The organism is Sphaerisporangium sp. NBC_01403 (assembly GCF_045040145.1).
GTDB lineage: Bacteria > Actinomycetota > Actinomycetes > Streptosporangiales > Streptosporangiaceae > Sphaerisporangium > Sphaerisporangium viridialbum.
Genome location: NZ_CP109534.1, coordinates 4,716,828 through 4,739,259, shown reverse-complemented (window position 1 = coordinate 4,739,259; position 22,432 = coordinate 4,716,828). Strand labels below are relative to the sequence as shown.

At 71.0% G+C, this 22,432-nt stretch carries 23 protein-coding genes; 16 read left to right on the top strand and 7 right to left on the bottom strand.

Translation table 11 applies throughout. The features are described from left to right. Positions 1 to 45 precede the first annotated feature (45 nt). The 7 genes from OG589_RS21335 to OG589_RS21305 all read right to left on the bottom strand — a co-directional run bounded on the left by OG589_RS21335 (position 46) and on the right by OG589_RS21305 (position 5,934). Positions 46 to 378: a hypothetical protein gene (locus OG589_RS21335; RefSeq protein WP_405151618.1), complete on the bottom strand. Its 333-nt coding sequence runs from the start codon at positions 376 to 378 to the stop codon at positions 46 to 48. Positions 379 to 439: 61 nt separating this feature from the next. After that, positions 440 to 781, bottom strand: coding sequence for a hypothetical protein (locus OG589_RS21330; RefSeq protein ID WP_405151616.1), 342 nt, complete (start codon positions 779 to 781; stop codon positions 440 to 442). 141 nt (positions 782 to 922) lie between these two features. Then, positions 923 to 1,771: a helix-turn-helix domain-containing protein gene (locus OG589_RS21325; RefSeq protein ID WP_405151614.1), complete on the bottom strand. Its 849-nt coding sequence runs from the start codon at positions 1,769 to 1,771 to the stop codon at positions 923 to 925. 103 nt (positions 1,772 to 1,874) lie between these two features. Beyond that, a complete protein-coding gene (locus OG589_RS21320) occupies positions 1,875 to 2,681 on the bottom strand; it encodes an ABC transporter permease (RefSeq protein ID WP_405151612.1) in 807 nt (268 codons plus the stop codon). 40 nt (positions 2,682 to 2,721) lie between these two features. Continuing rightward, complete coding sequence (locus OG589_RS21315) at positions 2,722 to 3,627, bottom strand: ABC transporter permease (protein ID WP_405151611.1); 906 nt, start codon at positions 3,625 to 3,627, stop codon at positions 2,722 to 2,724. Continuing rightward, entirely contained in the window at positions 3,624 to 4,838 is a 1,215-nt protein-coding gene (locus OG589_RS21310; RefSeq protein ID WP_405151609.1) for an ABC transporter substrate-binding protein, read from the bottom strand. The genes OG589_RS21315 and OG589_RS21310 overlap by 4 nt, the downstream gene beginning before the upstream one ends. A 58-nt stretch (positions 4,839 to 4,896) precedes the next feature. Further along, the gene (locus OG589_RS21305; protein WP_405151607.1) at positions 4,897 to 5,934 is read right to left on the bottom strand and encodes an ABC transporter ATP-binding protein; all 1,038 of its coding nucleotides are present in this window, start codon (positions 5,932 to 5,934) and stop codon (positions 4,897 to 4,899) included. 108 nt (positions 5,935 to 6,042) lie between these two features. Here OG589_RS21305 and OG589_RS21300 point away from each other — a divergent pair, with 108 nt between their 5' ends. The 16 genes from OG589_RS21300 (at position 6,043) to gltB (ending at position 22,422) form a co-directional block, all read left to right on the top strand. After that, complete coding sequence (locus OG589_RS21300; RefSeq protein WP_405151605.1) at positions 6,043 to 6,765, top strand: FadR/GntR family transcriptional regulator; 723 nt, start codon at positions 6,043 to 6,045, stop codon at positions 6,763 to 6,765. 7 nt (positions 6,766 to 6,772) lie between these two features. Beyond that, complete coding sequence (locus OG589_RS21295) at positions 6,773 to 7,498, top strand: hypothetical protein (RefSeq protein WP_405151604.1); 726 nt, start codon at positions 6,773 to 6,775, stop codon at positions 7,496 to 7,498. Beyond that, positions 7,488 to 7,832 carry a phosphoribosyl-AMP cyclohydrolase gene (gene hisI, locus OG589_RS21290; RefSeq protein WP_405151603.1) on the top strand — a complete coding sequence of 115 codons (345 nt, stop codon included), beginning with the start codon at positions 7,488 to 7,490 and terminating at the stop codon, positions 7,830 to 7,832. The genes OG589_RS21295 and hisI overlap by 11 nt, the downstream gene beginning before the upstream one ends. Positions 7,833 to 7,869: 37 nt before the next feature. Beyond that, complete coding sequence (locus tag OG589_RS21285) at positions 7,870 to 8,544, top strand: TIGR02234 family membrane protein (protein WP_405151602.1); 675 nt, start codon at positions 7,870 to 7,872, stop codon at positions 8,542 to 8,544. 142 nt (positions 8,545 to 8,686) lie between these two features. Continuing rightward, positions 8,687 to 9,184, top strand: a complete 498-nt coding sequence (locus tag OG589_RS21280; protein WP_405151600.1) for a CD225/dispanin family protein — start codon at positions 8,687 to 8,689, stop codon at positions 9,182 to 9,184. Then, entirely contained in the window at positions 9,184 to 9,621 is a 438-nt protein-coding gene (locus OG589_RS21275) for a DUF2752 domain-containing protein (protein WP_405151598.1), read from the top strand. The genes OG589_RS21280 and OG589_RS21275 overlap by 1 nt, the downstream gene beginning before the upstream one ends. Before the next feature lie 190 nt (positions 9,622 to 9,811). Continuing rightward, entirely contained in the window at positions 9,812 to 10,636 is an 825-nt protein-coding gene (gene trpC, locus OG589_RS21270; protein ID WP_405151596.1) for an indole-3-glycerol phosphate synthase TrpC, read from the top strand. 17 nt (positions 10,637 to 10,653) lie between these two features. Beyond that, positions 10,654 to 11,877, top strand: a complete 1,224-nt coding sequence (gene trpB, locus OG589_RS21265; protein WP_405152087.1) for a tryptophan synthase subunit beta — start codon at positions 10,654 to 10,656, stop codon at positions 11,875 to 11,877. Positions 11,878 to 11,909: 32 nt separating this feature from the next. Beyond that, a complete protein-coding gene (trpA, locus tag OG589_RS21260) occupies positions 11,910 to 12,704 on the top strand; it encodes a tryptophan synthase subunit alpha (protein ID WP_405151594.1) in 795 nt (264 codons plus the stop codon). Between the two features lie 274 nt (positions 12,705 to 12,978). After that, entirely contained in the window at positions 12,979 to 13,557 is a 579-nt protein-coding gene (locus OG589_RS21255; RefSeq protein ID WP_405151592.1) for a MauE/DoxX family redox-associated membrane protein, read from the top strand. Next, entirely contained in the window at positions 13,557 to 14,309 is a 753-nt protein-coding gene (locus tag OG589_RS21250) for a DsbA family protein (protein WP_405151590.1), read from the top strand. Before OG589_RS21255 ends, OG589_RS21250 begins: the two co-directional genes overlap by 1 nt. 26 nt (positions 14,310 to 14,335) lie before the next feature. Further along, on the top strand, positions 14,336 to 15,433 hold the full coding sequence (gene lgt / locus OG589_RS21245; protein ID WP_405151588.1) for a prolipoprotein diacylglyceryl transferase: 1,098 nt from the start codon (positions 14,336 to 14,338) through the stop codon (positions 15,431 to 15,433). Further along, positions 15,430 to 16,152, top strand: a complete 723-nt coding sequence (locus OG589_RS21240) for a VIT1/CCC1 transporter family protein (RefSeq protein ID WP_405151586.1) — start codon at positions 15,430 to 15,432, stop codon at positions 16,150 to 16,152. The genes lgt and OG589_RS21240 overlap by 4 nt, the downstream gene beginning before the upstream one ends. Then, positions 16,149 to 16,958 (top strand): hypothetical protein, encoded by an 810-nt coding sequence (locus tag OG589_RS21235; RefSeq protein ID WP_405151584.1) that lies wholly within the window; start codon positions 16,149 to 16,151, stop codon positions 16,956 to 16,958. Before OG589_RS21240 ends, OG589_RS21235 begins: the two co-directional genes overlap by 4 nt. 11 nt (positions 16,959 to 16,969) lie before the next feature. Next, positions 16,970 to 17,620, top strand: coding sequence for a hypothetical protein (locus tag OG589_RS21230; RefSeq protein ID WP_405151582.1), 651 nt, complete (start codon positions 16,970 to 16,972; stop codon positions 17,618 to 17,620). Between the two features lie 287 nt (positions 17,621 to 17,907). Beyond that, positions 17,908 to 22,422, top strand: coding sequence for a glutamate synthase large subunit (gene gltB / locus OG589_RS21225; RefSeq protein ID WP_405151580.1), 4,515 nt, complete (start codon positions 17,908 to 17,910; stop codon positions 22,420 to 22,422). Positions 22,423 to 22,432: the final 10 nt, after the last annotated feature.

The window sequence follows — 22,432 nt, the reverse complement described above, 5'->3', positions numbered from 1 at the left end:
GGCCTTCCCGGTGGGCGTCGCCGAGGGCCGTTCGTCCCCGGCCGCCTACCGGTCCTGACGGTCCGGGGGAGTGAGCGCCTGGCGGATCCGCGCCTCGGTGGTGGCCAGGTCGTCGACGGGGGCGATGCGCTCGGCCCACGACCACCAGAACCACCAGGTTCCCTGCCGCCGGGCCGCGAAGATCACCTCAGAGAGGGTGGGCACCACGGTGCTGATCACGATGAGCTGCGGGAGCCCTCCGGCGGTCGCTCCGACGCGCACGTACAGGCCGCGCGCCTGGAGCGCCTCGCCCAGGGCCTGCAGGTGGGCGGTGGCCGTCTGGTCGGTGCCGGGCTCGCCGGCCGTGGTCGCGCTCGCGACCTTGTCGGTGGTCGTCATGATCGGCTCCGGTCTGCTGGGGACTTCGCGGATGAACATGGCCGGGGGTCGGGGACGGCGGTCACTCGGGGTGGGCGAAGAGCTCGGGCAGGGGCCGCGCGCGAAGGGTCGCGTAGTGCTCGGCCAGCCGGGCGGCGGCGGTGGCGGGGGCGAAGGCGAACGTCCGCAGGACGCCGCCCCTGCGGCTCGGGTGGGGGCTGGTCCACCAGATGATGCGGCCGTCGACCCGGGCCAGCAGGCCCTGCCACAGCGAGACGGCGGCCTGGCCGTCCTCCAGGAAGTAGACGTAGGCGGGGATGTTCCGGCGGGCGAGGCAGGTCTGCAGGTCCTCGGCGATCTGCCGTACGGCCGCCGCGGGACGGCGGCCGACGAGGGCGGCGGCTTCAACGTGGAGGGCGGGCACGAGGTGGCTCCTCACCGGCGCGGCGACTGGGCTCGCCTGGCTCGTCGTGGGCCGTGCGAGACGGGCCACGGGCCGCGTCGCCACGGAGGGGGTCGCCCACGAGGCTAGGTGGGCGCCGATCTCGGCATCAACGAAGTTGCTTCATGTTCCTTTGAATCCGTCCGACGTGGCGGTGATGAGGTCGCGTGCCGCCTGACCATAGACGGCGGCCTCGGCGAGTTTGGTGAACGCCTTCTCGTACAGCGCGACGTCGGTGGGCGCCTTGATGCGGAACTGGCCGGGCACCGTATCCACCCTGACCTGGTTATCGTCGTATATCCAGAAATTTTCGGGTGGCATGATCGGTGGCCGCGTCGTCGCGGGGATCACGCCGAAGCTGAGTTGCGGCATGTTGGCCGTGATCCGGAGCAGCCGGTCGAGCTGGGCGATCATCCCTTCGGTGTCGCACACCGGGGTGCGCAGCGCCTGCTCGCCGACGACGAACATGAACCGCTTCCCGCCGGCCCCGAGCACCTCCTGCTGCGCCAGGCGGGCGGTCACCGCCGCGTCGAGATCGTCGGGGATTCCCCGGAAGTCGATGATCGCCCGCAGGTGCGCGCGGGCGTAGCCGGGCGTCTGGAGCAGCCCGGGGACGGCCGAGTGCTGGTAGACCCTGAACTGCTGGGTCTCGCGGTAGAGCGGCTGGAACGACTCCTGGACGTGCCGCAGTCCCGTGGTCTCCAGCCGCCGCCACTCGGTGTACATCGAGTCGATGTTGCGCACGGCCGCGATCAGGTCGACCACGTACTCCTCCGCGTCGCACACCCGGCACCAGACCCTGATGTCGTTCTCGTTGGGCATCTGCGCCGCGTGCTCGATCTTGGAGACCTTGGAGTAGTGCCAGCCCGCCTCGGAGGCGAGGGTCCGCCCCGTCAGGCTGGCCTCGCTGCGGATCTCGCGCAGCCGCGCGGCCAGGATTCCCTTCGCTTCGGTGATACGGGTCGGGGGCATGGGGGCCACCTCTTCGGTTACGTGATGTCGTGACATCCCGACCGTAGCTCTTAGATTTCTCTCTGTACCCGCATATTGCGCGATGTTGCTTGGCGAACCCGGGTCAGTGGGTGCTCGTGGTGCCAGAGAGACGCTGCGCGAAGTAGATCGGGACCACGGAGAAGACGATGAGCGCGGCGGCGACCACGTTGACGACCGGCGCCTGGTTCGGGCGGAAGAGGTTCTCGAAGATCCAGATCGGCAGCGTCCTCACCCCGGCCCCCGCCGTGAACGTCGTCACGATGATCTCGTCGAACGACAGGGCGAACGCCAGCAGCCCGCCCGCCAGCAGCGCCGACCGCATCATCGGGAACGTCACCAGGCGGAAGGTGGTGAAGGTGTCCGCGCCCAGGTCCGCCGACGCCTCCTCGACGTTCACCCCCATGCGGCGCAGCCGCGCCAGCACGTTGTTGTGCACGGTGACCACGCAGAACGTCGCGTGCCCCACGATCACGGTGAACAGGCCGAGGCCGACGCCGAAGGGTTCGAGCATCGTGCGGAAGGCGTTGTTGAGCGCGATGCCGGTCACGATGCCGGGAAGCGCGATCGGCAGCACGATGAGCAGCGAGACGGTGTCACGACCGAAGAACCGGTAGCGCTGCACGGCGAAGGCCGCCATCGTGCCGAGCACCAGCGCGATGGCGGTCGCGCCGACCCCGGCCCGCACCGAGGTCCACAGGGCGTCGCGCACGCCTGAGGAGTTCCAGGCGACGCTCCACCACCGGGTGGTGAACCCGGTCGGCGGCCAGGCGAAGGTGCGGTCGGCGTTGAAGGAGTTCAGCAGCACGATGCCCAGGGGCACGTAGATCACCGCGAGGCCGAGGGCCAATGCCAGGCGCAGCGCCAGCCGTGCCGTGCGGGACAGGTTCACGAGAGCCTCCGGTCCACCTGGTCGGAAAGGGTGCGGCGGGTCAAAGGTTCTCCAGCGCTCCGGTACGGCGCACGGCGGCGAGGTACACCAGCATGATCACCACCGGGATCGTCGCCACGGCGGCGGCGAACGGCAGGTTGTTGGCGGCGCCGATGTTGTCGTAGACGACGTTCCCGATGAGCTGGCTCTTGCCTCCGACGATCTTCACGGCGATGTAGTCGCCGAGCGAGAGGGAGAAGGTGAAGACCGAGCCCGCCACGACCGCGGGGAACGTCAGCGGCCACACCACCGTGCGGAAGGTGCGCCAGCCCCGTGCGCCGAGGTCCCCGGCCGCGTCCAGCAGGGAGTTCGGCAGGCGCTCCAGCCCCGCGTAGATCGGCAGGATCATGTACGGCAGCCACAGGTACGACAGCGTCAGGATGGTCGCCGTCAGCCCGTACCCCCAGCCGAGCAGGCCGTCCGACGACAGCATCACCCGCCAGGCGTACGCCTTGACCAGGTAGGACGCCCACAGCGGGGTCAGGACGGCGATGACCAGCCAGCGCTGGGTGCGCGGCGAGGCCAGCTTGGCCATCGCGAACGCCATCGGGAAGGCGATCACCATGTCGATCAGCGTCACCGCGACCGCGACGCCGAGCGAGCGCAGCGCGACCGTCCTGTAGACCTCGGCGGTGACGACGTCGTGGAAGTTGGCCCACGTGAACGTCCTGACCAGGTCGCCGGTGAAGGAGTCCGTGGTCCAGAAGGCGGTGACGAAAAGGGCGGCGAGCGCGCCCAGGTAGGCGACGCCCAGCCAGGCGAGCGGCGCCGACAGCAGCAGCGACAGCCGTACCCCGGCGTGCCGGTGGAGCGCGGCGGCGAGCCGGCGGCGGGGGCCGGGACGCGCCGGCCCCGTCCCGGCGCCGCCGGGCGGGGCCGCCGTCGTCACCGACGCGGAACCGGTCAACCCTTGATCTCCGTCCACGCCCGGGTCCACTCCGAGTAGTCCTTGCACTTGACGTCAGTGCGGCCGTCCAGGCACTGGGCGATCGGAGTGGTCCAGAAGTGCACCTTGTCGAAGTAGGACTCGTCGGTGGCGTGGTAGGTGTCGCAGAAGCCCTTGTCGGCGGTCTCCGCGCAGGCCTCGGAGTTCGAGGGCGCCTCACCGAACCACTCGGCCACCTGGGCGTTGGCCTTCGGCGAGATGATCCAGTCCAGCCACTTGTAGGCGCAGTTGGGGTGCTTGGCCTCGGCCGCGACCATCCAGGTGTCCGACCAGCCGGTCGAGCCCTCCTTGGGCAGCGTCGCCTTGACCGGCGCCTTGTCGGCCTCGACCAGGTTCGCGATGACCTGCCACGTCGTGCCCGCCACGGTGTCGCCGCTCTTGAACGACTGCACCGCCTTGGTGTAGTCCGACCAGTACTCGCCGATGTTCTGCTTCTGCTGCTTCAGCAGGTCGACCGCCGCCTGGAACTGCTTGTCGTCCAGGGCGTAGGGGTCCTTGATGCCGAGGTCGGGCTTGGTGGCCATCAGGTACAGCGCGGCGTCGGCGAGGTAGATGGGGGAGTCGTAGGCCGTCAGCTTGCCCTTGTACGGCGAGGCCGGGTCGAAGACCACGCTCCAGGAGTCGGGAGCAGGGGTGACCTTGTCGGTGCGCCACATGAGCAGATTGGCGCCCCGGCCGTGCGGCACGCCGTAGGCCACGCCGTTGACCGAGTTCCACGGCTTGAGCTTCAGCCCCGCGAACACGTTCTTGTAGTTGGGCACCAGGTCGGTGTTGACCGGGGCGACGGTGCCCGAGGCGATCAGGCGCAGCGACGCGTCACCCGAGGCCGACACGGCGTCGTACTCGCCGGTCTTCATCAGGTTCACCATCTCGTCGGAGGTGCCCGCGGTCTTGGTGTTGACCTTGCACCCGCTGGCCTGCTCGAAGGGATGCACCCAGTCGACCTTCGGGTCGTTGGAGCCGTCCTCGGCGTAACCGGCCCAGGCGACCAGGTTGACCTGGCCCTCGCCGGCGCCGAGGCTCTTGGGCGCCTCCAGCTTGGGAGGGGTGAACCCGCTCTGGCCGGGGGCGGCCGTGCCGCCGCCCGAGGAGGTGCCGGCCGAGCCGCCACCGCAGGCGGCGGCGGCCAGCGCGAGCGCGGCGGTGGCGATCACGAGTCGGGTGGACCGCATGGTGTCTCTCCTTGAGGGGTGGAGCGCAGTGCTGGACGGGGTGAGGGGTGACCGGCTTTCAGGAGGCGATGGCGAACTCGTGGCGGCGGTTCCACACGAGCCGGGCGCGGCTGCCGCGCAGGCCGGTCACCTCCATGGACGAGACCTCGAGGTTCTGCTGGAGGACGATCAGCCGCCCGCCCGCGTCGAGGTCGACGACGAACCGGGTCGCCGCCCCGGCGTACACCACCTCGGCGACGGTGCCGGTCGCGCTGTGGTCGTCCTCGCCGACCGGGGCGTCCACGTCGAGCACGAGGCGGAGCTTCTCCGGCCGCACGCTGAACGTGCCGTCCTTGCCGAGCACGGCCTTGGCCGCGTCGCCCGAGATCAGGTTGGAGGTGCCGACGAACCCGGCCACGAACGGCGTCGAGGGCCGCTCGTAGACCTCAGCGGGGGTGCCGACCTGCTCGATCCGCCCGCGGTCGAACACCGCGATCCGGTCGCTCATGGTCAGGGCCTCCTCCTGGTCGTGCGTGACGAACAGGAACGTGATGCCGACCTCGCGCTGGATCTCCTTCAGCTCGACCTGCATCTCCTCGCGGAGCTTGAGGTCGAGGGCCCCGAGCGGCTCGTCGAGCAGCAGGACGCGGGGCCGGTTGACGAGCGCCCGCGCCAGGGCGACCCGCTGGCGCTGCCCGCCCGAGAGCTGGGCGGGACGCCGCCCCTCGAACCCCTCAAGGCGGACGGAGGCCAGCGCCGCGACGGCCCGCTCGCGCCGCTCCGCCCTGCCGACCTTCTTGACCCGCAGGCCGTACTCCACGTTGTCCAGGACGCTCATGTGGGGGAAGAGCGCGTAGTCCTGGAACACCGTGTTGACGTCCCGCTCGAAGGGGGCCAGGCGGGTGACGTCGTGGCCGCCGAGCTCGACCGTGCCCGCGGTGGGGGTCTCGAAGCCCGCGATCATCCGGAGCACGGTGGTCTTGCCGGACCCCGACGGGCCCAGCATCGCGAAGAACTCGCCGTCGGCGACCTCGAGGTCGACCCCGGCGACGGCCTCCACGGGCCCGAAGCTCTTGCTCAGGCCGCGCAACCGTACCGCCACGTTGTGATCTGGCATGAAGGAAAACCTATGGGGTTAAATGTTTCGCGGTGATGCACGATCCGGTATCACTGTGATTAAGGCGGCGGTCACTGTGGCCGGCGCGCCAGAGGGGAAGGCACGGGCATGAACACCGCTCGCGTGGCCGTCTTCTCCCCCCTCGACAGCACCGCCCGGGTGGACGCCGTCGTGCGCCGCCTGGCCGACGCGATCGCCCTCGGGCTGCTGGCCGACGGCGAGCAGCTCCCGAGCGAGGCGGAGCTGGCCGGACGGCTCGGGGTGTCCACCGTGACCCTGCGCGAGGCGCTCATGGCGCTGCGGCAGCGCGACCTGGTCGAGACCCGCCGGGGGCGCGGCGGCGGCAGCTTCGTCCGCGTCCCGCCCGACCCGTCCGGCGCCGAGTTCGAGGCACGGCTGCGCGCGTACTCGGTGGGGGAGCTGCGCGACCTCGGCGACCACTACGCCGCCATCGCGGGCGCGGCGGCGCGCCTCGCGGCGCTCCGCTCGCTGCCTGAGGACATCGCGCCCCTGTGGCGGTCGGTCGACGAGATGGCCACCGGGTCGGACGCGCGCCGCAGGCGGGTCGAGGGGCGCTTCCACATCGAGGTGGCGGCCGCCTCGCAGTCGGCGCGGCTCACCCAGGAGGAGATCCGGTTACAGGCCGACATCGGACCCCTGCTCTGGCTTCCCCGGGCGGGGGCGACCAGGCACGATGAGGTGGTGGCGGAGCATCGCGCCATCGCCGTGGCCGTCCAGCGGGGCGACGCCGGTGAGGCCCGCGATCTGGCCGAGCGGCACGTGCTCGACGCCGTCGGGCATCTCATCGAGCTCAGGCTCCTCGAAACGTAACAGGATCATGGCGACGAAGGTTGAGGATGAGGCCGGCGCGACCGTCACCCGGGCGCGCCTCACCGTCAGCGGCACCGCCGAGCGGGTGTTCCGCGCCCTGCGCGAGGTGCGCGCCGCCGCGGCCGAGCAGATCGTCCTCGTACGGCGCGGCGGGCGCGAGCCGGTGACCGCCGATCTCGCGGCGCTGCGCCCGCTGCTGTTCGGGCACCTCGGCGCGCTGATCGCGGGCATCGGCTTCATCGCCGCCCCGGGCCTGCTCGCCGACGCGCCGTGGTACCTCGAATGGTGGCAGGACAACCCCGGCGGCGCCCCCGCGCAGCTCCTGCGCGACCTGGACCCCGCGAGCAGCGCCTTCTACGACTACACCCACTGGGACTGGTTCGCCGGGCCGCACGCGGGGGCCGAGCGCACCGTCTGCGGCCCCTACGTCGACTACCTGTGCACCGACGAGTACAGCCTCACACTGTCGGTGCCTGTGCTGGTCGAGGGGGTCTTCGTCGGCGTCGCGGCGGCGGACGTGTTCGTGCGGGCGTTCGAGGGGGCCGTGACCCCCGCGCTGAGGAGCATCCCGGGGCCGGCCTTCCTGGTGAACGCCTCGGGGCGCGTCGTGGCCTCCACGACGGCCAAGTGGCTCGCGGGCTCGGTCTTCAGGGGAGCGGCGGGTTTCACGGCATACCCATGCGGTGACCTGCCCCTGCGCCTCGTTGCGGCAGAATTGCCCCATGCCTCTTGACCAGAAGATCGCCGGTCGTCTGAAGCGTACCCCGGACGGGCTGGTGCCCGCGGTCGTCCAGCAGCACGACACCGGTGAGGTGCTGATGCTGGCCTGGATGGACGACGAGGCGCTCCACCGCACGCTCACCACCGGCCGCGCCACCTACTGGTCGCGCAGCCGGGGCTCCTACTGGGTGAAGGGCGAGACCTCGGGCCACGCCCAGTGGGTCAAGCACGTCGCCCTCGACTGCGACGGCGACACGATCCTGCTCAAGGTCGACCAGGTCGGAGCGGCCTGCCACACCGGCGACCGCACCTGCTTCGACGCCGACGTGCTGGAGGTGTCCGCGTGATCCCGGCCGCGCGCGCCGCCGTCCGGTGGGCGGCGCGATGACGACCGCTCCGGTCCGTACGAGCCCCGCGCGTGGCGGGGCGCGGCGGCCCCTGATGGCGTGGGTGGCCACCGGCGTCGCGGGAGCGGTGCTCGCGCTGGTCGCCGGGGGGCGCACCTGGGCGAGCGTGGCCTTCTCCGGCGATCCGAGCGGCCTCCACGCGGCCCCCGTGCCGCTTGCCGGAGGCGACGTCGCGCCCGTCCTGAGCCCGCTGGCCCTGGCCTCGCTGGCCGCGGTGGTCGCCGTGCTCGCGACCCGGGGCCTGTGGCGCAGGCTGATCGGCGTCCTGATCGCCCTGTTCGGCGCCGCGATCGTCGCGGCCTCGTGGCAGGGCGTCCTGTCCTCGCACGTCGTCTCGGCCGCCCAGGAGCGCACGACACTGTCCGGCGCCGACCAGGTCGTCGTGTCGACGTCCTGGGCGTGGCCGGGCATCGCCACGGCGGGCGGGCTGGTCCTGCTGGCCGCGGGGGTGATCGCCGTGGTGCGAGGCGCCGGTTGGCCCGGCATGTCCGACCGGTACGACCGTCCCGCGCCGTCCTCTGAGGGCGCGGGCCGCACCGCCCCGCCGCCCGGTCCCGAGCGGCCAGGGCGCGCCGAGCGGTCGCTGTGGGACGCGCTAGACCGGGGCGACGATCCCACCGACGTCCCCCCGGACCACCACACCGGCGGCTGAGGTGGACAGAGCCGATGAGCCGCTCTTCCTTGCCGCTCTCATGACAACTTGCCCACAAAGTGAAACTTCAGCCCTCCGTGTCGCCGGTCATCGCTATGCTGCCGCAGCGCAACACGCACATTGACGTCACGGGAGTCATTCAATGAGCTACGGGAATCAGCCGGGCAACCCTGAGGATCAGAACCCTCAGCAGCCCGGCTACGGCCAGCAGGGTGGTGGCCAGCCTTCAGGGGGGTACGGCCAGCAGGGCGGCGGTTACGGTCAGCAGGGCGGGGGGTACGGGCAGCAGGGCGGTGGCTACGGCCAGGGCGGTTACCCGCCCGCGGGGGGCGGCTACGGGCAGCAGCCCTACGGCGGCGGGCCGGCCGTGCCGGACAACCACCTCGTCGCGGCCATCCTCACCACGCTGTTCTGCTGCCTTCCGTTCGGCATCGTGTCGATCGTGAAGTCGTCGCAGGTCAACTCGAAGTGGGCGGTCGGCGACTACCAGGGGGCGATCGCCGCGTCGGAGGAGGCGAAGACCTGGTGGAAGCGGGCGCTGATCTGGGGCCTCGTGGTCGACGCGGTCGTGATCGTGGGCTACGTCGTCCTCTTCGTGGTGCTCTTCAGCGCGAGCAGCGTCAACACCTACAACTACTGATGACCTCACACGCCGAGCACACCGGGAGGCGCGGCACGGACCGGATGCGGTCCATGCTCGCGCCCCTCGGTGCGGCGGCGCTCACGGGGGCGGTCTTCACCTACGTCGGCGCGGTCGACCCGAACGCGCCGGGGCACTATCCCACCTGCCCGTTCCTGTTCATCACGGGGCTCTACTGCCCCGGCTGCGGCACGCTGCGCACCATCCACGCCCTGGCCCACGGCGACGTGGTGGCGGCACTCGGGCTCAACCCTCTCGCGGTGGCCACGATCCCGTTCCTGCTGTTCTGGTGGGGCCGGTGGACGCTGCGCACCTGGCAGGGACGGCCCGTACGCACATCGCTGGCGCACCCGGCCTATATCTGGGCTTTCCTCGCGCTCGTGATCGTGTACTGGATCGTGAGAAATCTGCCTTTCGGCAGGTTCCTGGCACCGTGACGCCCCGAGATCAGGCACCCTGTGGCAAGGCGACGGCGGTAAGCCCGATACCATCGGCAGGGCAAGGTCGGGAGAGGAAGCCGGCCCTCGAGTCGATCAGCCGACCGGATGGCAAGGCGTCCTCTGCCCTGTGAGGCGCAGTCGACCGGAGGGACCCTGATCGGGTGAGCGAGCCAAGCGAGGAGATCAAGTGAGCGTGCTCGACGAGATCCTGGACGGCGTGCGAGCCGACCTCGCCGATCGGCAACAGGCCGTGTCGCTGGCCGAGCTCAAGGACCGCGCCCGGCGGGCGCCGGCCACCAGGGACGCCTACGCCGCGCTGGGCGGCGACAAGGTCTCCGTCATCGCCGAGGTGAAGCGGTCAAGCCCCTCCAAGGGCGCGCTGGCGGCGATCGCCGACCCCGCCGCGCTCGCCGGCGACTACGAGGCGGGCGGGGCCCACGTCATCAGCGTGCTGACCGAGCGCCGCCGGTTCGGCGGCAGCCTCGAAGACCTCGCCGCGGTGCGCACGGCAGTCGACATCCCCATCCTGCGCAAGGACTTCGTCGTCACCTCCTACCAGCTGTGGGAGGCACGGGCCTACGGCGCCGACCTGGCGCTGCTCATCGTGGCGGCCCTCGATCAGAACGCTTTGGTGTCGCTGATCGAAAGGGCCGAGTCGATCGGCCTCGCGCCGCTGGTCGAGGTGCATACTGAGGAGGAGCTCGACCGGGCCCTCGAGGCGGGTGCGAAGATCATCGGGATCAACGCGCGCAACCTCAAGACGCTGGAGGTCGACCGCGACGTCTTCGCCCGCATCGCGCCCAAGATCCCCGACGGCGTGCTGAAGATCGCCGAGTCCGGTGTGCGCGGCCCGCACGATCTGCTGGCCTACGCCCGGGCAGGGGCGGACGCCGTGCTGGTCGGCGAGAGCCTGGTCACCGGCAAGGACCCCAGGGCCGCTGTGGTGGACCTGGTCACCGCGGGGGCGCACCCCGCTTCGCGACTCGACAACGGACCCGAGAGGCAGCAGTGACGACCGCAGAAGGCACTCTGATCACCGCGGCCGACCTCGCGGGCAACGGCGCGGCCGGCGACGACCCCGACACGCGCGGCCGTTTCGGCGTGTTCGGCGGCCGCTTCGTGCCCGAGGCGCTGATCCCGGCACTCGACGAGGTCGCCAAGGTCTACCAGGAGGCGAAGAACGACGCCGCCTTCGTGCGCGAGTTCGACCACCTGCTCCGCACGTACGCCGGCCGGCCGACCACCATCACCGAGGTGCGGCGGTTCGGCGAGGTGGCGGGCGGGGCCCGCGTGCTGCTCAAGCGCGAGGACCTCACGCACACCGGCGCCCACAAGATCAACAACGTGCTCGGCCAGGCGCTGCTCACCAAGCGCCTCGGCAAGACGCGCGTCATCGCCGAGACCGGCGCGGGCCAGCACGGCGTCGCGACCGCCACCGCCTGCGCGCTCATGGGCCTCGAATGCGTCATCTACATGGGCGAGGTCGACTGCGAGCGCCAGGCGCTCAACGTCGCCCGCATGAAGCTCCTCGGCGCCACCGTCGTGCCGGTCGGCAACGGCAGCCGCACCCTCAAGGACGCCATCAACGAGGCGTTCCGCGACTGGGTGACCAACGTCGACACCACGCACTACCTGTTCGGCACGGTCGCGGGGCCGCACCCGTTCCCCGAGATCGTCCGTGACTTCGCGCGCATCATCGGCGTCGAGGCCCGGCGCCAGGTCCTCGAGCTGACCGGCCGGCTGCCCGACGCCGTCACGGCGGCCGTCGGCGGCGGGTCCAACGCCATCGGCGTCTTCCACGCCTTCATCGGCGACGAGGGCGTCGCGCTGCACGGCTACGAGGCCGCCGGGCATGGCGTCGAGAGCGGGGAGCACGCCCTCACCCTCACCGAGGGCTCGATCGGCGTGCTGCACGGCTCCCGCACGTACGTCCTGCAGGACGACGAGGGCCAGACCATCGAGTCCCACTCGATCTCGGCCGGCCTCGACTACCCCGGCGTCGGTCCCGAGCACGCCTGGCTGAAGGACTCCGGCCGCGCGAGCTACCACGGCATCACCGACGCCGAGGCGATGGAGGCGTTCTCCCTGCTCGCCCGCACCGAGGGCATCATCCCGGCCATCGAGTCCGCGCACGCGCTCGCCGGCACGATCAAGCTCGGCCGCGAGCTCGGCCCCGAGGCGACCATCCTGGTCAACCTCTCGGGCCGTGGCGACAAGGACATGGGCACCGCCATGAAGTACTTCAACCTGTAGGCCCCAGACACCTGTAAGCGGGACTTCCTGACATGACCACTCTTCAGACGGTGTTCGAGAAGGCACGGGCCGACAAGCGGGCCGCCCTGGTCGGATACCTTCCGGCCGGCTTCCCCACCAAGGACGGCGCCATCGCCGCCGCGACGGCCATGGTGGAGGCGGGCTGTGACGTCATCGAGATCGGCCTGCCGTACTCCGATCCGCTGATGGACGGTCCCACCATCCAGGACGCCGTGCACCGGGCGCTCACCAACGGCACCCGCATCGCCGACGTCATGCGCACCGTCGAGGGAGTGGCCAAGACCGGCGCCGCCGTGCTGGTCATGACCTACTGGAACCCCATCGACCGCTACGGCGCGGAGCGCTTCGCCCGCGACCTCGCCAACGCCGGCGGCACGGGCACCATCACCCCCGACCTCACGCCCGAGGAGGCCGGGCCCTGGTGCTCCTTCAGCGCCGCCGCGGGCATCGACACGGTGTTCCTGGTCGCGCCCAGCTCCCCTGACGAGCGCATCCAGGCCGTGGCCGACTGCTGCACCGGGTTCGTCTACGCGGCCTCCCTCATGGGGGTCACCGGCGCGCGCGCGAGCGTCAGCGCGGCGGCCGAGGGCCTGGTGAAGCGCAGCCGCGCCCACACCGACCTGCCGATCTGCGTCGGGCTCGGAGTCGGCACCGGCGCCCAGGCCGCGGAGGTCGCGGGCTACGCCGACGGCGTCATCGTGGGCTCGGCGTTCATCCGCCGCCTGCTCGACGCCCCCGACGAGACCTCCGGCCTCGCGGCGGTGCGCGAGCTCACCGCCGAGATGGCCGCGGGCGTACGCGCCTGACCCTCCGGCGGCCGCCCTGAGGGGCGCCACACGTCTTTCCGCACGCCTTCGGCGGCCCACGCGTCCTTCCGCGTCGGCCGCCTGCGTCGCCGCACTGCCGATCCGGCCGCCGAGGACCGTTTACCAGGTGCTTATCGCGGTCATGATGGGCTAGTCACCCGGTACCCTTCGGCCGAACGCCTGTATCGGGCCGGACGCGCGGCGTCCCGGTGCCAGACGAGTCCGCCAGCGGATCGTCTCGCAGACCGGCCTGTTTCTGGACAAGGAGACGAGAATGCTGGTGACTTCCGAGGAGGCCGCGCCAATGGGGTCGCTTTACGTGCGCCCGGCGGTACCCTGGGTGACGACCGTCGCCCGGCTGGTGGTCGCGGGCGTGCTGATCGCTGCCGGGTGGCTCAAGATCGGCACACCGGCTCTCTCCGTCCAGGCCGTGAAGGCCTACGAGCTGCTGCCGGAGCCGGTCGCCACCGCGGTGGGCTACGGCCTGCCGATCGTTGAGATCGTCGTTGGGGTGTTGCTGGTTGTCGGGCTGCTCACGCGCGTGGCGGGAGTCGTCTCCGCGTTGCTCATGCTGGTCTTCGTGGTCGGCATCGCGTCGGCGTGGGCGCGTGGCCTGCGCATCGACTGCGGCTGCTTCGGCGGCGGCGGCAAGCTGGCCGACGGGAAGAGCCCCGGCTACCTGTGGGAGATCCTCCGTGACGGCGGGTTGTTCCTGCTGGGAGCCTGGATCGTCCGGTTCGCCCCTGGCCGCCTCGCGCTCGACTCCGCGCTGGGGCTGGTCCCCGCGAGCGAGCCGCACACCGACGTCGACGATATCGAGGGCGACGAGCCCCACATGAAGGAGAGTCTCTGATGGGAAAGGCCGCGCGGGATCTCTCCGCGCGCGAGCGCATCAAGTCGCAGCGCGAGCAGGAGCGCAAGCAGCAGCAGCGCAGGCGCCTCGCCACCGTGGTGACGGTGGTGGTCGTGGCGCTCGCCGTCATCGGCGGCGCGTTCTGGTACGTCCAGTCGGGCAAGTCGGAGACGCTCAGCGGGCAGCTCGCGCCGATCACCCTGCAGTCCGACGGCTCCAGGGTCATGGCGAAACCGGGCGTCGAGAAGCCCGTGCTCGACATCTACGAGGACTTCCAGTGCCCCGCGTGCCAGTCCTTCGAGCAGACGAGCTCCGCGACCGTGAAGAACATGGCGGCGGCGGGCCAGGTGAAGGTCGTCTACCACTCGGTGAACATCTTCACCACCGAGCCCACCCGCGGGAACACCATCCGCGCGTCCGCGGCCGCCAGGTGCGTGCCCGACGGCAAGCAGTGGATGGCCTTCCACGACAGGCTGTTCAAGGAGCAGCCGCCCGAGACCAAGAGCGGCTTCGCGATCGACGACCTGGTCAAGTGGGGCAAGGAGGCCGGAGTCACCGACCCGGGCTTCGAGTCGTGCGTGCGGAGCCAGAAGGAGGCCCCGGCTCAGGCCGAATACAACAAGAAGCTCGAGGACACCGGCGCCTTCGCCAAGGGCACGCCCACGCTGCGGCTCAACGGCAAGGAGATCGACAACACCATCTCCTTCAGCCCGTCGTCCCTCCGCAACGCCATCCTTGATGCCGCGAAGTAGGCCGGGAAACGGTAACGTCACCTGACATGCCCCTGGCTTCCTTTCCCAGCCCGTCAGAAGGGGTCTGGTACCTCGGACCGATCCCTCTGCGGGCCTACGCTTTCTGCATCGTGCTCGGCGTCATCGCCGCCGTCTGGATCGGCGAGCGCCGCTGGCGTGCCCGTGGCGGCGAGCCCGGCACGATCACCGACCTGGCCGTCTGGGCCGTCCCCTTCGGCCTGGTCGGCGGGCGGCTCTACCACGTCATCACCGACTGGCAGCTCTACTTCGGGCCCGACGCCCCCAACCGGCCGATCGACGCGCTGTACATCTGGCACGGCGGTCTCGGCATCTGGGGGGCGATAGCGCTCGGCGCCGTCGGGGTGTGGATCGCCTGCCGCAGGCGCGGCATCTCGCTGTCGGCGGTGGCCGACACGGTCGCGCCCGGCATCGCGGTGGCTCAGGCCATCGGCCGCTGGGGCAACTACTTCAACCAGGAACTGTTCGGCGGCCCCACCACGCTCCCGTGGGCCGTCGAGATCGACCCCGGCCGCCCCGGCACGATCCCCGGCGTCACCACCTACCACCCCACCTTCCTGTACGAGTCGCTGTGGGATCTCGCCCTCGCCGGCGTGCTCATCTGGGCCGGCAGGCGCTACGGGCTGCGCCACGCCAGGCTGTTCGCCCTCTACGTCGCCGGCTACACCCTCGGCCGCTTCTGGATCGAGGGCATGCGGGTCGATCCCGCCCACCACATCCTCGGCCTGCGGCTGAACCAATGGACCGCCGTGGTCATCTTCATCGGCGCGCTGGTCTACTTCTGGGTCACCAGAGACCGCACCACCGAGGAGATCGTGGTGCCGATGTCCGCCTCCGGCGAGGGCTCCGATCCCGCGCACCCCGCCGACCAGGCCGACGAGCACGAGATCGCCGGGGCGTCCACCGAGACCACCCCCGTCCTCGCGGCGGAAGGCGATCCCGCCGAGGCGGCGGCCGATCCCGCCCATCCCGCCGACCAGGCCGACGCGGCCGAGACCGAGGCGGTCAAGGCAGCGGACCCTGACGCGGGCCGCAAGGCCGAGGGCCAGGTGACAGACGAGGCGCCGGCGCCGGCCGTGTCGGACTCGGAGGCGAATTCACGATGATCCAGGGCGGCTCCTCGGGGGGGCGCGCCGAGATCCACCACAAGCACCGTGACGTGACGGGCGGATGGCTGCGCCCGGCCGTGTTCGGTGCCATGGACGGTCTGGTGTCGAACTTCGCCCTCATCGCCGGTGTCGCGGGAGGGAACGCGGGCACCAGGGTCGTCTCCCTCGCGGGCATCGCCGGGCTCGCCGCCGGCGCCTTCTCGATGGCGGGCGGCGAGTACGTCTCGGTGGCCAGCCAGCGCGAGCTGGCGCTCGCCGAGATCGACATCGAGCGCGCCGAGCTCACCGACAACGCCAAGGCGGAGGAGATCGAGCTCGCGCAGCAGTACGAGATGCGCGGCGTCGACTCCGACCTCGCCGCCGAGGTCGCCCGGCAGATCTCCCGCGATCCGGTCCAGGCGCTGGAGGTCCACACCCGAGAGGAGCTTGGGGTGGACCCCGGCGACCTGCCCTCACCCCGGCTCGCCGCCCTGTCCTCGTTCCTGTCCTTCAGCGTGGGAGCGATCGTCCCTCTGGTGCCCTACCTGTTCGGGGCCGAGGTCCTGTGGTTCTCGGCGATCGTCTCGATGATCGCCCTGTTCGTCGCCGGAGCGGTGGTGTCCCGAGTGACGGCGAGGAGCTGGTGGTTCTCCGGGCTGCGCCAGCTCACCGTGGGCGCGGTGGCGGGCGCCCTGACGTTCGGTCTCGGCACGCTCCTTGGCGCCGGCGGCCTGTGAGCGCGCGCAGCAAGAGACGACGGTCCTCCTTCGAGGTCGAGGCCCTGTCCGAGCGGGGGCTGACCGAGAAGCAGCAGCGCATCCTGTTCGCCGTGGGCACGGTGATCGCCGTGCTCGTGGGCGGCTTCGGTCTCACCGCGATAGTCAGCACCCTCGGGGTCTCCCAGCCGCCCGCCGAGCAGGGCACGCAGGCCGACTCGATCGGACTTCTCCACCCCGACGAGTACCAGGCGTGGGTGTCGCCCAAGCTGTTCACCCCGATCGCCGACCGCAGGGCCGACGCGGCCCCGCTGCGGGCCGAGGAGGTCTTCGGCGTCAAGACCCTGACGAGCGGCAAGCTGACCCTCAAGCTGGCCGCCCGCCGCCTCGACGGTGCCTGCGCGCCCGTCATGTGGGGCGGGGACGTGCTCGCCAAGCTCGCCGGCGCCGGCTGCACCCAGGCGGTCAGGGGGCTCTACCTCAGCGCGGACCGCAGGTACATCGCCCAGTACACCCTGTTCAACATGGCGAGCTCCAAGGCCGCCGACGCGTTCGTGCAGGAGATGTCCACCCTCTACCGGGGAGGTGGGTGGGTCCGGCCGCTGGAGTCCAAGGCGGCCTCGTTCGTGCCCGACGGCTACACCGAGGCCAGCGGCCACGCGATGGGGCACTACGCCGGGTTCGTGTGGGTCGGGCGGGCGGACGGGCAGGAGCCGGCGCCCAAGGACGACTTCGTGTCGCTGATCCTCGGCGTCAGGGGCGCGGAGAAGGCGATCTACCGCCGTGTCGCCGCCGTCACCGGGCCCGCGGCGCCCCCCGCGAAGTAGGCTCGATGGCCATGCCCAGCCGCACCTGGATCGCCGTCGCCGTCGCGGGCGTGCTCGCCGTGGCGGGGGCGGTGCTGTTCGTCACCCTGCGGCCCGAGACGGGTCCGAGCCCCGCGCGGTTCCACGGCGAGCGCACCTCCGCCCTGTACGCCCCGATCGCCACCCGGGCGCTCGATCCACGCCCGCTGAGCGAGCAGGAGGTGTTCGGGCAGGCGCGGACGCCGGCCTCGTCGGGCGTGAGCATGGAGCGCCGCGAGGTCACGGTCTCCGCCGACTGCGCCGAGGCGGTGTGGGGGAGCGGCCCGGCCGCCGCCCTCACCGGGTGCGCCCAGGTCCTGCGCGCGAGCTTCGCCGTCTCCGGCGGCGGGGTGTCCGGCCAGTACGCCGTCTTCGACCTCGCCGACGGCGGCTCGGCCGACAGGCTCGTGGCGGCGCTCGACCCCGCGCACGGCGAGGGGTTCCTGCGGCTCGCGCCCGGCCAGCCGGAGTCCTTCGACGCCGGCCACAGCCGGGCGGAGGTGCGGGCGCTCGGCCATTTCGTCGTCGTGAACTGGGTCGGCCCCGTCGGCGACGAGGGCCGGGCCGATCTCACCTACCCCCAGCTCGCCCTGGAGACCCTCGGCGGGTTCGTCCAGCGGCGCGTCCTGGCCGCCGCCGGCTGACCGGTCCTTGACTCGATCCTGACCCTTTCCTTGATATCCGGCGGCTTCCTGACCTGGAATAACACCCTTCAATGCGACGTTCTGCTCACTGCGGCCTGGGACGCACGACAGTGGGCACGGAGGTGTCCCCATCCACATGGTGAATGTTCGCGATACCAACCTGGCGGGCACTATTCCGACAGGGTGAGGTAGTCTCTACACACCTAACAGCAGCAGGGCCAACGTCGTCCCTCTTGCCTGCACTCGCCAATCAAGACGAAGCAGACGAAGACGACGGGAGGGATTCAATGCCTGCTGCCCACCTCGGTTCCCCCGAGCCCCAGGGCCTTTATCACCCTTCGCAGGAACACGATGCGTGCGGTGTCGCGATGGTGGCCGATGTCGCCGGCCGCCGCAGCCATGACATCGTCGCGAAGGCCCTGACGGCGTTGTGCAATCTGGATCACCGAGGGGCCAAGGGTAGCGAACCGGACACCGGCGACGGCGCCGGCATCCTGACGCAGATCCCCGACACGTTCCTCCGCGAGTCCGTGGACTTCCCGCTTCCCCCGGCGGGCTCGTACGCCGCCGGCATCGCGTTCCTCCCCCTCGACGAGCAGGCCCGCCAGATCGGCGTCGGCATGATCGAGGAGATCGCCGCCGAGGAGGGCCTGACCGTTCTCGGCTGGCGCGAGGTGCCCGTCGACACCGCCCACGCCGGGCCGAGCGCCCGGGCCGTGATGCCGGCCTTCGTGCAGCTCTTCGTCTCCTCGCCGAACGGCGAGAGCGGGCTGGAGCTCGACCGCCTGGCCTTCTGCCTGCGCAAGCGGGCCGAGCACGAGGTGGACGTCTACTTCCCCTCGCTGTCCTCGCGGACGATCGTCTACAAGGGCATGCTGACGACCCCGCAGCTGGAGCCCTTCTTCGCCGACCTGTCCGACGAGAGGTTCGCGAGCGCGATCGCCCTGGTGCACTCGCGCTTCTCCACCAACACCTTCCCGTCGTGGCCGCTGGCGCACCCGTACCGGTACGTCGCCCACAACGGCGAGATCAACACCGTCAAGGGCAACCGCAACTGGATGCGGGCCCGCGAGGCGATGCTGGCGACCGACCTGATCCCCGGCGACCTCGCGAGGCTCTTCCCGATCTGCGACCCGGACGGCTCGGACACCGCGTCCTTCGACGAGTGCCTGGAGCTCCTCCACCTCGGTGGCAGGAGCCTGCCGCACGCCGTGCTCATGATGATCCCCGAGGCGTGGGAGAACCACACCGAGATGGATCCCGCGCGGCGGGCCTTCTACGAGTACCACTCCACCTCGATGGAGGCCTGGGACGGCCCCGCGTCGATCACCTTCAGCGACGGCACGCTCGTCGGCGCGGTCCTCGACCGCAACGGCCTGCGCCCGGGCCGCTTCTGGGTGACCGAGGACGGCCTGGTCGTCCTGGCGTCCGAGGCGGGCGTGCTCGACATCGAGCCGTCCAAGGTCGTCCGCAAGGGCCGTTTGCAGCCCGGCAAGATGTTCCTCGTCGACACCGAGCGCGGCAAGATCATCGAGGACGACGAGGTCAAGGCCGAGCTGGCCGCCGCGCACCCGTACGGGGAGTGGCTGCACGCCGGGCTCGTGCGCTTCGAGGAGCTGCCCGAGCGGCAGCGCCCGATCGCCACCCACGAGGCCCTGGTGAAGCGCCAGCAGACCTTCGGCTACACCGAGGAGGAGCTGCGCGTCATCCTGGCCCCGATGGCCAAGGCGGGTGCCGAGCCGATCGGCTCCATGGGCACCGACTCGCCCGTCGCCGTGCTGAGCGAGAAGCCCCGGCTGCTGTTCGACTACTTCAGCCAGCTGTTCGCCCAGGTCACCAACCCGCCGCTGGACGCGATCCGCGAAGAGCTGGTCACCTCGCTGCAGACGACCATCGGCCCCGAGGGCAACCTGCTCGCGCCGGACCCCGCGTCCTGCCGCAGGCTCGTCCTGCCGTACCCGGTGATCGACAACGACGAGCTCGCCAAGATCATCCACATCAACGACGAGGGCGCGCTGCCCGGCTTCCAGCCGCACGTCGTCTCCGGCCTGTTCGAGGTCGCGGGCGGCGGCGAGGGGCTGCTGCACCGCCTGGAGGAGATCTGTGCCGAGGTGTCGCGGGCGATCGCCGGCGGCGCCCGCATCATCGTGCTCTCCGACCGGGGCTCCGACGGCCGGATGGCCCCGATCCCGTCGCTGATGCTGACCGGCGCGGTGCACCACCACCTGATCCACGAGAGGTCGCGCACGCGCGTCGGCCTCGTGGTCGAGACCGGCGAGGCCCGCGAGTGCCACCACATGGCGCTGCTGATCGGGTACGGCGCCTCCGCCGTGAACCCGTACCTCGCGATCGAGACCGTCGAGGACATGATCGCCGCCGGCACGCTGGCCCTCGACCCGCGTGCCGCCGTCCGCAACCTGATCAAGGCGTACGGCAAGGGCGTCCTGAAGATCATGTCCAAGATGGGCGTGTCCACGGTGGCCTCGTACACCGGCGCGCAGATCTTCGAGGCGCTCGGCCTCGGCCAGGACGTCATCGACGCCTGCTTCGCGGGCACCACCTCCCGGCTGGGCGGCGTCGGCTTCGACGTGCTCGCCAAGGAGGTCGGGCTCCGGCACCTGCGGGCCTACCCGCGCGCCGAGAACGCGCACCGCAGGCTTGAGGTCGGCGGCGAGTACCAGTGGCGCCGTGAGGGCGAGCCGCACCTGTTCAACCCCGAGACGGTCTTCAAGCTGCAGCACGCCACCCGCACGCGCCGGTACGAGATCTTCAAGGAGTACACCGGCCTGGTCGACTCGCAGGCCGAGAAGCTCATGACCCTGCGCGGCCTGTTCAGGTTGCGCGAGGGCGTGCGCCCGCCGGTCCCGATCGAGGAGGTCGAGCCGGTCGAGAGCATCGTGAGGCGCTTCTCCACCGGCGCGATGTCCTACGGGTCCATCTCGCAGGAGGCGCACGAGACCATCGCGGTCGCCATGAACCGCCTGGGCGCCAAGTCCAACACCGGTGAGGGCGGCGAGGACCCCGAGCGCCTGCACGACCCGGTGCGCCGCTCGGCGATCAAGCAGGTGGCATCGGGCCGGTTCGGCGTGACCAGCGAGTACCTGGTCAACGCCGCCGACCTGCAGATCAAGATGGCGCAGGGCGCCAAGCCCGGCGAGGGCGGCCAGCTCCCCGGCCACAAGGTGTACCCGTGGATCGCCAAGACCCGGCACTCCACGCCGGGCGTCGGCCTCATCTCGCCGCCGCCGCACCACGACATCTACTCGATCGAGGACCTGGCCCAGCTGATCCACGACCTGAAGAACTCCAACCCCGAGGCGCGCGTCCACGTGAAGCTCGTCGCGGAGGTCGGGGTCGGCACCGTGGCGGCCGGGGTCAGCAAGGCCCACGCCGACGTCGTGCTCATCTCGGGCCACGACGGCGGCACCGGCGCCTCGCCGCTGACCTCGATCAAGCACGCCGGCACCCCCTGGGAGCTCGGCCTGGCGGAGACCCAGCAGACGCTTCTGCTCAACGGCCTGCGCGACCGCATCGTCGTACAGGCGGACGGCCAGCTCAAGACCGGCCGCGACGTGGTGGTGGCCGCGCTGCTCGGCGCCGAGGAGTTCGGCTTCGCGACCGCGCCGCTGGTGGTCTCCGGCTGCGTGATGATGCGGGTCTGCCACCTCGACACCTGCCCCGTCGGGGTCGCCACGCAGAACCCCGAGCTTCGCAAGCGGTTCAACGGCAAGCCGGAGTTCGTGGTCAACTTCTTCCAGTTCGTCGCCGAGGAGGTCCGCGAGTACCTCGCCGCGCTCGGGTTCCGCTCGATCGAGGAGGCCGTCGGCCACGCGGAGTTCCTGGACACCGCGGCCGCGGAGGACCACTGGAAGGCGGCGGGCCTCGACCTGTCGCCGATCCTGCACGTGCCCTCGCTTCCCGAAGGCACGCCGCTGCACCGCACGGTCCCCCAGGACCACGGCCTGGACAAGGCGCTGGACAACACGCTCATCCAGCTCGCCGAGGGCGCGCTGAAGTACGGCGACCGGGTGACGCTGGAGCTGCCCATCCGCAACGTCAACCGTACGGTCGGCACCATGCTCGGCCACCAGGTGACCAAGCGGTATGGCGGTGAGGGCCTGCCCGCCAACACGATCGACGTGAGCTTCACCGGCTCCGCGGGCAACTCCTTCGGCGCCTTCGTGCCGAACGGCGTCACCCTGCGGCTCACCGGCGACGCCAACGACTACCTCGCCAAGGGGCTGTCGGGCGGTCGCGTCACGGTACGGCCGCACCCCGACGCGCCGTTCAGCGCCGAGACGCAGGTCATCGCCGGCAACGTCGGCCTGTACGGCGCCACCTCGGGCGAGGTGTTCATCCGGGGAGTCGTGGGCGAGCGGTTCTGTGTCCGCAACTCCGGCGCCACCGCCGTCGTGGAGGGCGTGGGCGACCATGGCTGCGAGTACATGACGGGTGGCAGGGCGGTCGTGCTCGGCCCCACGGGCCGCAACTTCGCTGCGGGCATGTCGGGCGGCATCGCCTACGTGCTCGACCTGAATCCCGCACGGGTCAACCGCGAGATGGTCGAGGTCGAGGCGCTGACCGAGGAGGACTCCGAGTTCCTGAGGGACATCGTCGAGCGCCACCTCGCGGAGACGGGCTCCACGGTCGCCAAGACGCTGCTGGACGACTGGGACGGGACGCTCACCCGCTTCGGCAAGGTCATGCCGATCGACTACAAGCGGGTACTGAAGGCTGCCGAGGCCGCGCGTGCCGAAGGCAGGGACATCGACGAGGCGGTCATGGCCGCCGTACACGGTTAAGGGAGGTTTC

What these genes read in the sequence shown, in the direction of transcription:
- hisI (WP_405151603.1), top strand. Translation starts at nt 7,488, where the DNA reads ATGCCTCTTGACCAGAAGATCGCCGGTCGTCTGAAGCGTACCCCGGAC.
- OG589_RS21300 (WP_405151605.1), top strand. Translation starts at nt 6,043, where the DNA reads ATGAACACCGCTCGCGTGGCCGTCTTCTCCCCCCTCGACAGCACCGCC.
- OG589_RS21255 (WP_405151592.1), top strand. Translation starts at nt 12,979, where the DNA reads ATGCTGGTGACTTCCGAGGAGGCCGCGCCAATGGGGTCGCTTTACGTG.
- OG589_RS21240 (WP_405151586.1), top strand. Translation starts at nt 15,430, where the DNA reads ATGATCCAGGGCGGCTCCTCGGGGGGGCGCGCCGAGATCCACCACAAG.
- OG589_RS21305 (WP_405151607.1), bottom strand. Translation starts at nt 5,934, where the DNA reads ATGCCAGATCACAACGTGGCGGTACGGTTGCGCGGCCTGAGCAAGAGC.
- gltB (WP_405151580.1), top strand. Translation starts at nt 17,908, where the DNA reads ATGCCTGCTGCCCACCTCGGTTCCCCCGAGCCCCAGGGCCTTTATCAC.
- OG589_RS21230 (WP_405151582.1), top strand. Translation starts at nt 16,970, where the DNA reads ATGCCCAGCCGCACCTGGATCGCCGTCGCCGTCGCGGGCGTGCTCGCC.
- OG589_RS21295 (WP_405151604.1), top strand. Translation starts at nt 6,773, where the DNA reads ATGGCGACGAAGGTTGAGGATGAGGCCGGCGCGACCGTCACCCGGGCG.
- OG589_RS21280 (WP_405151600.1), top strand. Translation starts at nt 8,687, where the DNA reads ATGAGCTACGGGAATCAGCCGGGCAACCCTGAGGATCAGAACCCTCAG.
- OG589_RS21335 (WP_405151618.1), bottom strand. Translation starts at nt 378, where the DNA reads ATGACGACCACCGACAAGGTCGCGAGCGCGACCACGGCCGGCGAGCCC.
- trpA (WP_405151594.1), top strand. Translation starts at nt 11,910, where the DNA reads ATGACCACTCTTCAGACGGTGTTCGAGAAGGCACGGGCCGACAAGCGG.
- OG589_RS21250 (WP_405151590.1), top strand. Translation starts at nt 13,557, where the DNA reads ATGGGAAAGGCCGCGCGGGATCTCTCCGCGCGCGAGCGCATCAAGTCG.
- OG589_RS21310 (WP_405151609.1), bottom strand. Translation starts at nt 4,838, where the DNA reads ATGCGGTCCACCCGACTCGTGATCGCCACCGCCGCGCTCGCGCTGGCC.
- OG589_RS21325 (WP_405151614.1), bottom strand. Translation starts at nt 1,771, where the DNA reads ATGCCCCCGACCCGTATCACCGAAGCGAAGGGAATCCTGGCCGCGCGG.
- lgt (WP_405151588.1), top strand. Translation starts at nt 14,336, where the DNA reads ATGCCCCTGGCTTCCTTTCCCAGCCCGTCAGAAGGGGTCTGGTACCTC.
- OG589_RS21285 (WP_405151602.1), top strand. Translation starts at nt 7,870, where the DNA reads ATGACGACCGCTCCGGTCCGTACGAGCCCCGCGCGTGGCGGGGCGCGG.
- OG589_RS21275 (WP_405151598.1), top strand. Translation starts at nt 9,184, where the DNA reads ATGACCTCACACGCCGAGCACACCGGGAGGCGCGGCACGGACCGGATG.